This window comes from Oryzisolibacter sp. LB2S (assembly GCF_040732315.1).
Taxonomy (GTDB): domain Bacteria; phylum Pseudomonadota; class Gammaproteobacteria; order Burkholderiales; family Burkholderiaceae_C; genus Alicycliphilus; species Alicycliphilus soli.
In genome coordinates, this window is record NZ_CP160388.1 from 3,286,317 (window position 1) to 3,298,949 (window position 12,633).

Here is a 12,633-nt window from a genome sequence, read left to right on the forward strand (position 1 = left end):
GGTCAGCCGAGCGTCACGCGCGCGAACTTGCGCTTGCCCACCTGCACCACGTAGCTGCCCGCGGCCAGCTTCAGGCCCTTGTCGCTGACCACCGATCCATCGACGCGCACGCCGCCGCCGTCGATCAGGCGGTTGGCCTCGCTGGTCGAGGGCGCGAGGTTGGATTGCTTCAGAACAGCGCCAATGCCCAGCGGTGCGCCGGCGAGCTGCACCTCGGGGATGTCGTCGGGGATGCCGCCCTTGGCTCGGTTGATGAAGTCCTGCTCGGCCGCATCGGCCGCGGCCGCGCTGTGAAAGCGCGCCGTGATCTCCTTGGCGAGCAGCACCTTGGCGTCCTTGGGGTTGCGCCCACCCGCGACTTCGGCCTTGAGCGCGGCGATCTCGGCCAGGCTCTTGAAGGACAGCAGGGTGTACCAGTCCCACATCAGCTCGTCCGAGATGCTCAGCACCTTGGCGAACATGGTGTTGGCGTCCTCGGTGATGCCGATGTAGTTGTTCTTGGACTTGGACATCTTGTCCACGCCATCCAGGCCCACGAGCAGCGGCATGGTGAGCACGCACTGCGGCTCCTGGCCGTATTCCTGCTGCAGATGGCGACCCATGAGCAGGTTGAACTTCTGGTCCGTGCCGCCGAGTTCAAGGTCGCTCTTCAAGGCCACCGAGTCATAGCCCTGCAAGAGCGGGTAGAGGAACTCATGCAGGCTGATGGAGTTGCCCTCGGTGAAGCGCTGGTGAAAGTCGTTGCGCTCCATCATGCGCGCCACGGTGTAGCGCGCCGCAAGCTGGATCAGGCCGCGCGTGCCCAGCGCGTCGTTCCATTCGCTGTTGTAGCGGATCTCGGTGCGCGCGGGGTCGAGCACCTTGGCGGCCTGGGTGTAGTAGGTCTCGGCGTTGACCTTGATCTGCTCGGCCGTGAGCGGCGGGCGCGTGCTGTTGCGCCCGGAAGGGTCGCCGATCAGCGTGGTGAAGTCGCCGATCAGAAAGATCACCTGGTGGCCCAGGTCCTGCAGCTGGCGCATCTTGTTGAGCACCACGGTGTGGCCGATGTGGATGTCGGGCGCCGTCGGGTCCAGGCCCAGCTTGATGCGCAGCGGCTGGCCCGTGGCCTCGGAACGCGCCAGCTTCTGCACCCAGTCCTCGCGCGGCAGCAGCTCATCGACGCCACGCAGTGAGACTTCGAGCGCCCGCCCTACGCCATCGGTGACCGGGTATTTCGTAACAGTGGATTGATTCATAAGGGTTTTTAGGGTGTTACCTAGACCCCAAGGGCTATACTCTCGGGCGTTTCCAAGCTGCGGATTCTAGTAGCCCCGTCCGTTCGGACAGCCTGGGGGCCGTTTCCACGGCATCACCACATTCCTTGTGCCTGCGCGCCCGTGTGCCCCCGGTCTACGGCCCGCAAGCACATCTGCCTGGGGTAAGACTCTTGACCAACGGCCTGACCACCGCCGGACTGCTATTGCTCAGCCAGCTCAAGCAGACGATCCAACAACACCCGAAGCGCATCACCGCGGCCGTCGCCACCCTGCTGCTCACCGCAGGCGGCGGCGCCTTCGCCGTGGCATCCCTGGCACCCGATCCGGCCGAGCTGCCCGTGAACATCGTGTCGCAGGTCGTGCCGTCGCTGGCCGGCGAGGCGCAGCTCTCGGCCCTGGTGGACATGCCGCCGTTCGCGCTCTACCGCTCCGACACTTCGCGCAGCTCGGACACAGCCGAGAGCCTGCTGCAGCGCATGGGCATCGCCGACCCGGCCGCGGCCGCGTTTCTGCGCGGCAACGCCCTGGTGCGCGACCAGCTGCTGGGCCGGGCGGGCCGCGCCCTCTCGGCCGAGACCACGGACGACCATCGCCTCACGCGCCTGACGGCGCGCTGGGCTCCGGCCGAGGGCGACGAGTTCCAGCGCCTGGTGGTCGAGCGCACGAAGGACGGCGGCTTTGCCTCGCGCATCGAGACCGCCAAGCTGACCGTGGGCACGCGGCTCGCGGGCGGCGTCATCCGCAGCTCGCTGTTTGCCGCCACCGACGAGGCCCGCATCCCCGACGCCGTGGCCGTGCAGCTGGCCGATGTGTTCTCGGGCTCCATCGATTTCAGCCGCGCGCTGCGCAAGAACGACCGCTTCTCCGTGGTCTACGAAACCCTGGAGGCCGATGGCGAGCCGCTGCGCAGCGGCCGCTTGCTGAGCGCCGAATTCCAGAACGGCGACAAGTCCTACGACGCCATCTGGTTCCAGCCACCCGGCGCGGCCAAGGGCTCGTACTACACGCTGGACGGGCGGAGCATGCGCCGCGCCTACCTGACCTCGCCGGTCGAGTTCTCGCGCGTCTCCAGCGGCTTCGCGATGCGCATGCACCCCATCCACAAGACCTGGCGCGCCCATCTGGGCACGGACTTCGCCGCGCCCACGGGCACGGCCGTGCGCACCGTGGGCGACGGCGTGGTGGACTTTGCCGGCGTGCAGAACGGCTATGGCAACGTGGTCTATGTCAAGCATGCGAACGAGCATGTCACCGTCTACGCCCACCTGAGCCGCATCGACGTGCGCAAGGGCGAGACGCTGGAACAGGGCCAGAAGATCGGCGCCGTGGGCGCCACGGGCTGGGCCACGGGCCCGCACCTGCACTTCGAATTCCGCGTGGCGGGCGAGCACCGCGACCCCATGACCATCGCCCAGCAGAGCGAGGCCGCCCAACCCGTACCGGCGGCCGCGCGCCAGGCCTTCAACCGCCTGGCGGCCGGCATGCGCGTGCAGTTGTCGTCTGCCGCGCAGATCATGCAGGCCAGCGCCGAATAAGCGGCCCAGCGTGACGCAGCCGCCGCGGTGGTACATCGGGCTGATGTCGGGCACCTCGCTCGACGGCATCGACGGTGTGCTCGCAAGTTTTTCAGATGAAAAATGCCGTGTAGCGCTTCATGCATCGGCGCCATTAGCTCCTGAATTAAGAGCAGAACTGCTCGCCCTGAACGCCAGCGGTGCGGACGAGCTGCACCGGGCCGCCCTGGCCGGCAACGCACTGGCGCGCGCCTACGCGGCCGTCGTGCAGGAGCTGCTGGAGCGGGCAAACCTCGCGCCAGGCGCCATCCACGCCATCGGCGCCCATGGCCAGACGGTGCGCCACCGGCCCCAGGCCTTCGACGGCACAGGCTACACGCTGCAGCTCAACAACCCCGCCCTGCTGGCCGAGCTCACGGGCATCACCGTGGTGGCCGACCTGCGCAGCCGCGATGTGGCCGCCGGCGGCCAGGGCGCGCCGCTGGTGCCGGCCTTTCACCAGGGTGTGTTTGGCCAGGGCGGGCGCACGGTGGCCGTGCTCAACCTGGGCGGCATCTCCAACCTCAGCCTTCTGCGCGGCGATGGCGGTGTGCTGGGCTTTGACTGCGGCCCGGCCAACGCCCTCATGGACCATTGGTGCGAGCGCCACACGGGCCGGCCCTATGACGAGGACGGCGCCTGGGCGCGCGGCGGCCAGAGCCTCCCCGCGCTGCTCGCGTCCCTGCTGACCGAGCCCTTTCTGGCCCTGCCCCCGCCCAAGAGCACGGGGCGCGACCTGTTCAACCCCGACTGGCTCGCGGCCCATCTGGCGCGCGCGGCCGGTGGCGCGCGGCCGCAGGACGTACAGGCCACGCTGGCCGAATACACGGCGGCGAGCTGCGCCCGGGAGCTGCTGCGCCACGCGCCCGACTGCGGCCTGCTCATAGTCTGCGGCGGCGGCGCGCTCAACGGCCATCTGATGGCGCGCCTGCAGGCCCTGCTGCCCGGCGTGCGCGTGGAGGATTCCGCCCGCCACGGTCTGCCTCCGCTGCAGGTGGAGGCCGCGGCCTTTGCCTGGCTGGCGCGCCAGTGCATGGCGGGCCAACCGGCCAACCTGCCGGCCGTCACCGGCGCGCGCGGCGCGCGCATCCTCGGCGCCATCTACCCCGCATGAAAAAGCCGCCCGGGGGCGGCTGGTTCAGAAAGAAGCGCGAAAGGCTTACTGGTCCTGCACCGAGAAGCTCGAGCCGCAGCCGCAAGTGGTCTCGGCATTCGGGTTCTTGATGACGAACTGCGCGCCCTGCAGGTCTTCCTTGTAGTCGATCTCGGCGCCCACGAGGTATTGGTAGCTCATGGCGTCGATGAGCAGGGACACGCCGTTCTTGGTCATGACGGTGTCGTCCTCGTTGGTGATCTCGTCGAACGTGAAGCCGTACTGGAAGCCCGAGCAGCCGCCGCCCTGCACGAACACGCGCAGCTTGAGGTCGGGATTGCCCTCTTCGGCAATGAGCTCGGCCACCTTGGTGGCGGCGCTGTCGGTGAAGAGGATGGGATCCGGCATCGCGGTTTCGGCTGTCTGTGCTGCGCTCATGGATTGCTCCAATGTTCAAAACGGTTGGGGATGCTACTGCAAACGGCGCGATTGCAGCGCTGACACTGGCTTTGCCGCCAGAGGCCCTGGGGCCATTGCAGCCTCCCAGGAACGCACAAAGCCACCCGAGGGTGGCTTTGTGCAGCAGGGCAGAACCCGAACAGCGGATTAACGCTTGGAGAACTGCTTGGCGCGGCGTGCGGAGTGCAGACCGACCTTCTTGCGCTCGACCTCGCGGGCGTCGCGCGTGACGAAGCCGGCGGCGCTCAGCTGGGGCTTGAGCGCTGCGTCATAGTCGATCAGGGCGCGCGTGATGCCGTGGCGGGCGGCGCCGGCCTGGCCGGACTCGCCACCACCGTGCACGTTGATCTGGATGTCGAAGGTCTCGACGTTACCCGTCAGCACCAGGGGCTGCTTGGCAATCATGATCGAGGTCTCGCGGCCGAAGTACTGCTGAATGTCCTTGCCATTCACAGTGATCTTGCCGGAACCCTTCTTCAGAAACACGCGGGCGACGCTGGACTTGCGACGGCCGGTGCCATTGTTCCATTCACCAATCATCTCGGCTCCTTAGATTGCCAGGGGCTTGGGCTGCTGGGCGCTGTGCGGATGCTCCGCGCCACCGTAGACCTTCAGCTTCTTGATCATGGCGTAGCCCAGGGGGCCCTTGGGCAGCATGCCCTTGACGGCCTTCTCCAGCGCGCGGCCGGGGTGCTTGGCCTGCAGGTCGCGGAAGTTGGTGGCCGTGATGCCGCCCGGATAGCCCGAGTGACGGTAGTACATCTTGTCCAGGTTCTTGGTGCCGGTGACCTTGAGCTTGGAGGCGTTGACGACGACGATGAAGTCACCGGTGTCGACGTGAGGCGTGTAAATGGCCTTGTGCTTGCCGCGCAGACGGAGAGCAACTTCGCTGGCTACTCGTCCGAGGACCTTGTCGGTCGCGTCAATCACAAACCACTCGTGCACGACCTCAGCGGGCTTTGCGCTGAAAGTAGTCATGAGTTTCTCTTGAAAGAGGGGTTTGGCGGTCCTTTTCCACGGTCGGTGCTCCTCTGAAGGGAGCCTCTTAGGTGGCTTGCATGCTTCGCCGCGGGACCCATGAATCGCTGCGAAGCCCGCCATTATACAAAAATGCGTCGCACTGGCCAGCGGCCCGGCCTCATTGGGTATAGAGCTGGCGCCGCAGGGCCTCGGCCTCCCGGGCCTGCTGGTGGCTGCGCAGGTCCACGCAGACGGGATGGGCGGCCATCTCCGCCCTCTGGCATTCGCGCTGCAGGCAGATGGGACGCGCAAAGAAACCGGCCGAGGCGCACGGCTCCTGCGGCGCCGAGGGCTGCCCCGGCATCGCGGGACGCTGCGGCGCGGCCGCTGCGACGGCCGCGGCATCGCGTATGGCGCGCACCGTCGCCGAGTCGGGCAGTTGCGCCGCCGGATCGACCGCGCGGTACGCGGGCTGGGGCCGGGCCACCGGGGCGTCGGACGCGGGCAGGATGATGGGGGCGCCCTTCGCTGCGACCGGGGCCGGCCAGTCCACCGCCCGCGCCGGGCCCTCGTGCGGCGCCAGGGGCTGAGCCGTCAACATGGGCGGGTCGGCCACCTCGGTGATGATCTCGCTCTCGGGCGTCTGATACGGCTGCGACTCGTCCGCCCCCCACCAGAGGCTGCCCGCGGTGATGACCACGGCGGCCGCGGACGCCGCGGCGGCGCCCATCACGAGCCCGGGCGAGCGCGTGGCAATGCGCTGCGGCACCTGCACGGATGGCACGTGCGGCAGGGGGGGCATCGCCAGGATGGCGGACACCCGCCGCGAGACGACCGTGCGCAGGGCATGCGCCGACGCATGGATGGACGCCTGGGCCGACACCGGGGGCGCGGCCATGTCCTGCGCGCCCGCGCCCTGCGGCGCGGCCGCGCCGTCACCCAGGGCGGCGCGAAAGTCGAACTCGTCATGCCCCTGGGGCGCGGTCACCATGTCCATGGCCTGCATCAACGCGGCGACGGACTGCGGCCTGTCCCGGGGATCGAGCGCGAGGCATTGCGCCATGGCGGCGACGAAGGGCGGCGAATATTCCAGCCCGAAGCGTTTGTGCACGCTGCGCGCCAAGCGCGCAAACGACGGCATGCGGTCGTGCTCGGCACGCGCCGTGGCCGGCTGCGGCGTGACGCCGCTCAGGCAGCCATGCACCACGGCGCCCAGGGCATACAGGTCGGTCCAGGGCCCCTGCTCGAGCGCGCCGGCCGCGCCGTACTGCTCCAGCGGCGCATAGTTGACCTTGAGCACGGCGGCATGTCTGTCGCTGCCCGCGCCCACGGTGTGACGCGCGGCCCCGAGGTCGAGCAGCACCGGCGGGCCATGGTCCTGCAGAAAGATGTTGTCCGGCGAGAGGTCGCGGTGCAGTGCCTGCCCCTCGTGCAGCACGCGCAGCGCGCCCATGAGGGACCACAGCAGCTGACGCAGCCAGTCCTCGGACGGCGGCGTGCGCATGCGGGCGCGCGCCTGCTTGAGCGTCATGCCGCGGTACAGGGGCATGACCATGTAGGCCGTGTGATTGGCCTCCCAGAAGCGGAACACCTTGACCAGGCTGGGATGGTCGAAGCGCGCGAGCAGGCGCGCCTCGTCCACGAACGATGCCAGGCCCGCCTGGTACGACTGCGCGTCGGACGAGGAGCGCACCCACAGCGACTGCCCATCGGCACGCCCGGCGAGCCTGGCCGGCATGTACTCCTTGATGGCCACGCTGCGCTGCAGGCTGTGGTCGAAGGCCTGATACACCATGCCGAAGCCGCCCACACCCAGCAGCGCCTGGATCTCGAACTCCTTGAGCCGCGTGCCGGGCGGCAGGGCCTCGGCATGACGCACGGCATCGGCCGGCGCCATCTGGCCCGCGGTGGTCGAGAGGGGGGAATCGGAGGGTTGCGTGGACAAGGTCGGAGGGCTGCGGCGGCGTCACGTGCGCGCCCGCAGGCTTATGCGCCGGCAGGCCGGCCAGAGGCGCCATGATGGCCCAGGGCCGCGCCGGGCCTCGCAACAAAGCGCATCCTGTGGGGCAAAAACATCAACCGCGCCGCGGCACGGCCCGCGTGCCTGTCGCTACCATTGGCCCCCATGTTCAGTTATCGCCACGCCTTCCATGCAGGCAACCATGCCGATGTGCTCAAGCACTCGGTATTGATTGCCACTTTGCAACACCTACTACAGAAAGACGCGGCCTTAACCGTATTGGATACACATGCGGGCGCGGGCCTGTACCGCCTGGACGGCGACTATGCGGCCACCAGCGGCGAGGCCGCCGACGGCATTCAGCGCCTGGTCTCACCGGCCGCGCCGACCACGCTGGCACCGGCGCTGCAGGACTATGTGGACATGGTGCGCGCCTTCAACCAGGGGCCGACCACGCGCGTCTACCCCGGCTCGCCCTTCATCGCCCAGCGCCTGCTGCGCGCGCAGGACCGGCTCAAGCTGTTCGAGCTGCACCCCACGGATGCGCGCGCGCTGGCGGGCAACATCGCCCAGCTTGAGGCAGGCCGCCAGGTGGCGGTGCTCACCGAGGACGGGTTCGAGGGCATCAGAAAGTTTTTGCCTCCACCGGCCCGCAGGGCGCTTGTACTGTGCGACCCAAGCTATGAAATCAAGAGCGACTATGGCCGCGTGCAGGACATGCTGCAGGACGGCCTGAAGCGCTTTGCCACGGGCGTGTGCGCCGTCTGGTACCCCCTCATCGCGCGCCCCGAGGCGCATGACCTGCCACGCCGGCTCAAGACCCTGGCGCAGAAGGCCGGCAAGCCCTGGCTGCATGCCACGCTCACCGTCAAGGGCGGCAAGGCCGCGCCGGCGGCCGGTGCCGACCGGCAGCGCCGCCCCGGGCTGCCCGCCAGCGGCATGTTCCTCGTCAACCCGCCCTACACGCTCGAGCCCGCGCTGCGCGAGGCGCTGCCGCAGATGGCCGAGCTGCTCGCGCAGGACCGGCATGCGGCCTGGAGCCTGGAGGGCGGCGGGTCATAAGGCCCACGCCCGCCTCAATTCAGCGCCGGGTCAGCGACGTTTGCGCGTGGCCCGGCGCTTGGCCGCCGCCTTGGGCGCCGGCCTGCCGCCCTGCCCGGCCGCGGGCTCCTGCAGCGCACGCGCAGCGGCGCCCGCGTCCAGGCCCAGGCCCGAGCCTTCCGCCGGCTGCGCGAGCGACTCGGGGCAGCTGTCGTCATCGCTGCCAAGCCGCCACAGCTCGACCGACTTGACGCCCAGGCCGACCATGCCCAGCTCTTCGGCGGCGGCGCGACTCAGGTCGATGATGCGCCCGGGCGTGAACGGCCCGCGGTCGTTGACGCGCACCATGACCGTGCGGCCATTGACCAGGCTGCGCACGCACAGCCGCGCGCCAAAGGGCAGGCTGCGGTGCGCAGCCGTGAATTCCTCGCGGTCGTAGCGCTCGCCATTGGCCGTGCGCCGGCCATGCAGGCTGTCGGCATACCAGGAGGCCACGCCGCTGGCGAGCAGCACGGGCTCGTCGGGCTGGGGCGCGCGCAGCGCCGGCGGGCCCGAGCGCTCGCCCGGGCTGCGCCCTGGCAGCAGGCGCAGGGCGGGCTCGGCATGGTGCTGCGGCACCAGCTGCACCGGGGCCGTGGGAGCAGCGCCCGCGGGCCCATCCGGGGCGACCGGCACTACCGGTGCTGCCGGCACTGCCTGCGCTGACGGCGCGGCCTCGGGCCCGTCCGGCCCCGCGGGTGCGGCGCACCCCGCCAGCCACAGTGCCAACGCGGCCGCGCCGCATGCCGCGGCCAGCCTGGGGAGACGCCTCGCGCCGCTCACCACCCCAGATGCCGGCACAGCGCCAGCGTGGCCGTGCTCTGGTTCATGGTGTAGAAGTGCAGGCCCGGCGCGCCGGCCGCGACAAGCTGCTCGCACAGGCGTCCGACCATCTCCAGGCCGAAGGCGCGGATGCTCGCCACATCGTCGCCATAGCCCGCCAGGCGCAGGCGCACCCAGCGCGGGATCTCGGCGCCGCAGGCGTCGGAAAAGCGCATGAGCTGCGTGGAGCCGGTGATCGGCATGATGCCGGGCACGATGGGCAGGTCCACGCCCAGGCGGCGCGCCTCGTCGACGAAGCGGCAGTAGGCGTCGGCATTGAAGAAATACTGCGTGATGGCCGAATCGGCCCCGGCGCGCACCTTGGTGGCAAAGGCCTGCAGGTCGGCCTCGGGCGAGCGCGCCTGGGGGTGCATCTCGGGGTAGGCAGCGACCTCGATGTGAAAGTCGCGCCCGGTCTCGGCGCGGATGAAGGCCACGAGGTCGCTCGCGTAGTGAAACTCGCCGCCCAGGCCGTAGCCGCTGGGCAGGTCACCGCGCAGCGCCACCAGGCGCCTGACGCCCATGGCCTTCAATTCGGCGAGCTGCGCACGCACGCTGGCCTTGGTCGCGCCTATGCAGGAGAAATGCGATGCCGCCTGCTGGCCCTCGGCAATGATGTCGCGCACCGTGGCAAAGGTGCCCTCCTGCGTGGAGCCGCCCGCGCCGTAGGTGACCGAGCAGAACTGCGGCTTCTGCGCGTAGAGCTGCTCGCGCACGACGCGCAGCTTCTCGGCGCCCTCGGGCGTCTTGGGCGGGAAGAACTCGAAACTGATAGGCAGGCTCATGCGGCCCTCCTTGCGTGTATGAAAAATTCGCGGTTGCCGTCGCCGCCGGGGATAGCGCTGTCGTACCAGCCCGCCACCTGAAGGCCGGCAGCGGCGCAGGCCTGGCGGATGCGCTCCTCGACCTGCGGGTAGAGGCTCGCGTCGCGCACGATGCCGCCCTTGCCCACCTGGCCGGGCTGCAGCTCGAACTGCGGCTTGACCAGCATGAGCAGGTCGCCGCCCGGGGCCAGGAGCGGCGCGAGCGCGGGCAGCACCAGCGTCAGCGAGATGAAGGACAGGTCACCGGTGATGAAGGGGAAAACGGGCGTCAGGTCGTCGCCCTCGCGCCCGGCCAGGCGCCGGCGCTCGGTGGCGATGTCGCCCGCTGCACGGGCCTGGGCCTTGGCAGCGCGCTCGGCCTTGAAGGCCTCGATCTCGTGCTCCTTGGCGTCATCGCTGTCGTCGTAGTCGTCGTCCACCATGCCGCCGTTGCGCATCCAGGCGTAGGGCGCCTTGGGCTGGGTCTCGTTGTCCTCGACCTCGGTCTCTATGCGCTCGCTGATCGCCTCCTCGCAGGCCTCGACCAGCGCGTCGGGCGTGAGGTGGCGCGCGTTCACGCCCTCGCAGCCGATCACGCGCGGGTCTGCGCGCAGGAGCTCATGCAGCTGGCCCTGGCCCACGTCCACGCCAATCACCTGGGCCGCGCCGGCCTGCAGCAGGCAGTCGGTAAAACCGCCCGTGCTCTGGCCCACGTCCAGGCAGCGCAGGCCGGCGACCGAAAGGCCCGTGGCGGAGAGCGCGCCCTCGAGCTTGAGGCCGCCGCGCGAGAGGTATTTGGCCTCTGCCGCGTCGAGCAGCTGCAACTCGGCACCCACGGGAATGTCGTCGCCGTTCTTGGCCACCTTGTTCCAGGGCAGGGTGCTGGCCAGGCGCCATTGCACACCGGCGGCGATCAGGCGCTGGGCCTGGGAGCGGGTGGCTGCGTGGCCGCCCTCGACGAGAAATACATCGGCGCGCATGGCGCGGGTCCTTTATGTATCAAATCGGGCTGCAGCGCTTTTCTGACAAGCGCTGGCAGCTATCAAAATACTCTATCCACAGGGCGCAGCAAGCCAGCGGACGCCGTGGAGCGGGCTTCGCCCGGCCACTGGCGGCGTCCCCCCTCCCAGGGGAGAGGGGGGAAGGCGCGCAGCGTCACAGAGGGGTGTCAGTACCTATAGGTATCGGGCTTGTACGGCCCGCTCTTGCTCACGCCGATGTAGGCGGCCTGGGCGTCGGTCAGTTCGGTGAGCTGGGCGCCCACCTTCTTCAGGTGCAGGCGCGCCACCTTCTCGTCGAGGATCTTGGGCAGCACGTAGACCTTGCCCACCTCGTAGGCCTCGGGACGGGTGTAGAGCTCGATCTGCGCCAGGGTCTGGTTGGCAAACGAGTTGCTCATCACAAAGCTCGGGTGGCCGGTGGCGCAGCCCAGGTTCACCAGCCGCCCCTTGGCCAGCAGGATGATGCGCTTGCCGTCCTTGAAGATCACGTGATCGACCTGGGGCTTGATCTCTTCCCACTGGCAATGTTCTTCGAGCTTGGCGACCTGGATCTCGTTGTCGAAGTGGCCGATGTTGCACACGATGGCCTCGTTCTTCATGGCCTGCATGTGCTCGAAGGTGATGACGTCGCGGTTGCCCGTGGTGGTCACGAAGATGTCGCACTTGTCGGCGGCGTAGTCCATGGTCACCACGCGGTAGCCCTCCATCGCGGCCTGCAGGGCGTTGATGGGGTCGATCTCGGTCACCCAGACCTGGGCCGAGAGGGCGCGCAGCGCCTGGGCCGATCCCTTGCCCACGTCGCCATAGCCGGCCACGCAGGCGACCTTGCCGGCGATCATCACGTCGGTGGCGCGCTTGATGCCATCCACCAGCGACTCGCGGCAGCCGTAGAGGTTGTCGAACTTGGACTTGGTGACCGAGTCGTTGACGTTGATGGCGCGGAACTTGAGCTGGCCCTTGGCCGACATCTCGTTGAGGCGATGCACGCCCGTGGTGGTCTCCTCGGTCACGCCCATGATGTGGGCGCTCTTCCTGCTGTACCAGGTGGGGTCCTGGGCGAGCTTGGCCTTGATGGCGGCAAAGACGATTTTTTCTTCCTCGCTGCCGGGGTTGGCCAGCACGGAGATGTCCTTCTCGGCGCGCATGCCCAGGTGCATGAGCATAGTGGCGTCGCCGCCGTCGTCCAGGATCATGTTGGGGCCTTCGTCCTTGGTGCCGGCAGGGCCGAATTCGAAGATGGCGTGGGTGTAGTCCCAGTAGTCCTTGAGCGACTCGCCCTTGATGGCGAACACCGGCGTGCCCGTGGCGGCAATCGCGGCGGCGGCGTGATCCTGCGTGGAGAAGATGTTGCACGAGGCCCAGCGCACGTCGGCGCCCAAGGCTTTGAGCGTCTCGATCAGCACGGCCGTCTGGATGGTCATGTGCAGGCTGCCGGTGATGCGCGCGCCCTTGAGCGGCTGGCTGGCGGCAAATTCCTCGCGCACCGCCATCAGGCCGGGCATCTCGGTCTCGGCGATCTTGATTTCCTTGCGGCCCCAGTCGGCCAGGGTGATGTCGGCGATGGCCGAGTCATGGGCTTTGAATGCTGCGCTCATGGCGTATTCCTTCATGGTCTATGGCAAACCACGCGCCGGTGCAGGAGGGAG

At 68.9% G+C, this 12,633-nt stretch carries 12 protein-coding genes; 3 read left to right on the forward strand and 9 right to left on the reverse strand.

Annotated elements, in window-relative coordinates:
• Nucleotides 1-2: 2 nt before the first annotated feature.
• On the reverse strand, nt 3-1,235 hold the full coding sequence (gene tyrS / locus ABUE11_RS15495) for a tyrosine--tRNA ligase (RefSeq protein ID WP_367066244.1): 1,233 nt from the start codon (nt 1,233-1,235) through the stop codon (nt 3-5).
• Nucleotides 1,236-1,426: 191 nt separating this feature from the next.
• On the opposite strand from tyrS, the gene ABUE11_RS15500 reads away from it, so the two are divergent.
• Complete coding sequence (locus ABUE11_RS15500) at nt 1,427-2,791, forward strand: peptidoglycan DD-metalloendopeptidase family protein (protein WP_367066245.1); 1,365 nt, start codon at nt 1,427-1,429, stop codon at nt 2,789-2,791.
• 43 nt (nt 2,792-2,834) lie between these two features.
• Nucleotides 2,835-3,923, forward strand: a complete 1,089-nt coding sequence (locus ABUE11_RS15505) for an anhydro-N-acetylmuramic acid kinase (RefSeq protein WP_367068837.1) — start codon at nt 2,835-2,837, stop codon at nt 3,921-3,923.
• A 45-nt stretch (nt 3,924-3,968) separates the two neighbouring features.
• Here the strand turns inward: ABUE11_RS15505 and erpA are convergent, their stop codons facing one another.
• The 4 genes from erpA to ABUE11_RS15525 form a co-directional block, all read right to left on the reverse strand.
• Entirely contained in the window at nt 3,969-4,340 is a 372-nt protein-coding gene (gene erpA / locus ABUE11_RS15510; RefSeq protein WP_367066246.1) for an iron-sulfur cluster insertion protein ErpA, read from the reverse strand.
• Nucleotides 4,341-4,508: 168 nt separating this feature from the next.
• The gene (rpsI, locus tag ABUE11_RS15515; protein ID WP_367066247.1) at nt 4,509-4,901 is read right to left on the reverse strand and encodes a 30S ribosomal protein S9; all 393 of its coding nucleotides are present in this window, start codon (nt 4,899-4,901) and stop codon (nt 4,509-4,511) included.
• 9 nt (nt 4,902-4,910) lie between these two features.
• Nucleotides 4,911-5,339 carry a 50S ribosomal protein L13 gene (gene rplM / locus ABUE11_RS15520; RefSeq protein WP_367066248.1) on the reverse strand — a complete coding sequence of 143 codons (429 nt, stop codon included), beginning with the start codon at nt 5,337-5,339 and terminating at the stop codon, nt 4,911-4,913.
• A 160-nt stretch (nt 5,340-5,499) separates the two neighbouring features.
• Nucleotides 5,500-7,218 carry a serine/threonine-protein kinase gene (locus ABUE11_RS15525; protein ID WP_367068839.1) on the reverse strand — a complete coding sequence of 573 codons (1,719 nt, stop codon included), beginning with the start codon at nt 7,216-7,218 and terminating at the stop codon, nt 5,500-5,502.
• 228 nt (nt 7,219-7,446) lie between these two features.
• Here ABUE11_RS15525 and rlmJ point away from each other — a divergent pair, with 228 nt between their 5' ends.
• Nucleotides 7,447-8,343 carry a 23S rRNA (adenine(2030)-N(6))-methyltransferase RlmJ gene (gene rlmJ / locus ABUE11_RS15530; RefSeq protein WP_367066249.1) on the forward strand — a complete coding sequence of 299 codons (897 nt, stop codon included), beginning with the start codon at nt 7,447-7,449 and terminating at the stop codon, nt 8,341-8,343.
• A 30-nt stretch (nt 8,344-8,373) separates the two neighbouring features.
• Here the strand turns inward: rlmJ and ABUE11_RS15535 are convergent, their stop codons facing one another.
• From ABUE11_RS15535 to ahcY, 4 genes are all read right to left on the reverse strand, one after another.
• Nucleotides 8,374-8,997, reverse strand: a complete 624-nt coding sequence (locus ABUE11_RS15535) for a septal ring lytic transglycosylase RlpA family protein (protein ID WP_367066250.1) — start codon at nt 8,995-8,997, stop codon at nt 8,374-8,376.
• 143 nt (nt 8,998-9,140) lie between these two features.
• Nucleotides 9,141-9,968: a methylenetetrahydrofolate reductase [NAD(P)H] gene (gene metF, locus ABUE11_RS15540; protein ID WP_367066252.1), complete on the reverse strand. Its 828-nt coding sequence runs from the start codon at nt 9,966-9,968 to the stop codon at nt 9,141-9,143.
• Entirely contained in the window at nt 9,965-10,966 is a 1,002-nt protein-coding gene (locus tag ABUE11_RS15545; RefSeq protein ID WP_367066253.1) for a TlyA family RNA methyltransferase, read from the reverse strand. The genes metF and ABUE11_RS15545 overlap by 4 nt, the downstream gene beginning before the upstream one ends.
• Nucleotides 10,967-11,154: 188 nt before the next feature.
• Complete coding sequence (gene ahcY, locus ABUE11_RS15550) at nt 11,155-12,582, reverse strand: adenosylhomocysteinase (protein ID WP_367066254.1); 1,428 nt, start codon at nt 12,580-12,582, stop codon at nt 11,155-11,157.
• Between the last annotated feature and the right edge of the window lie 51 nt (nt 12,583-12,633).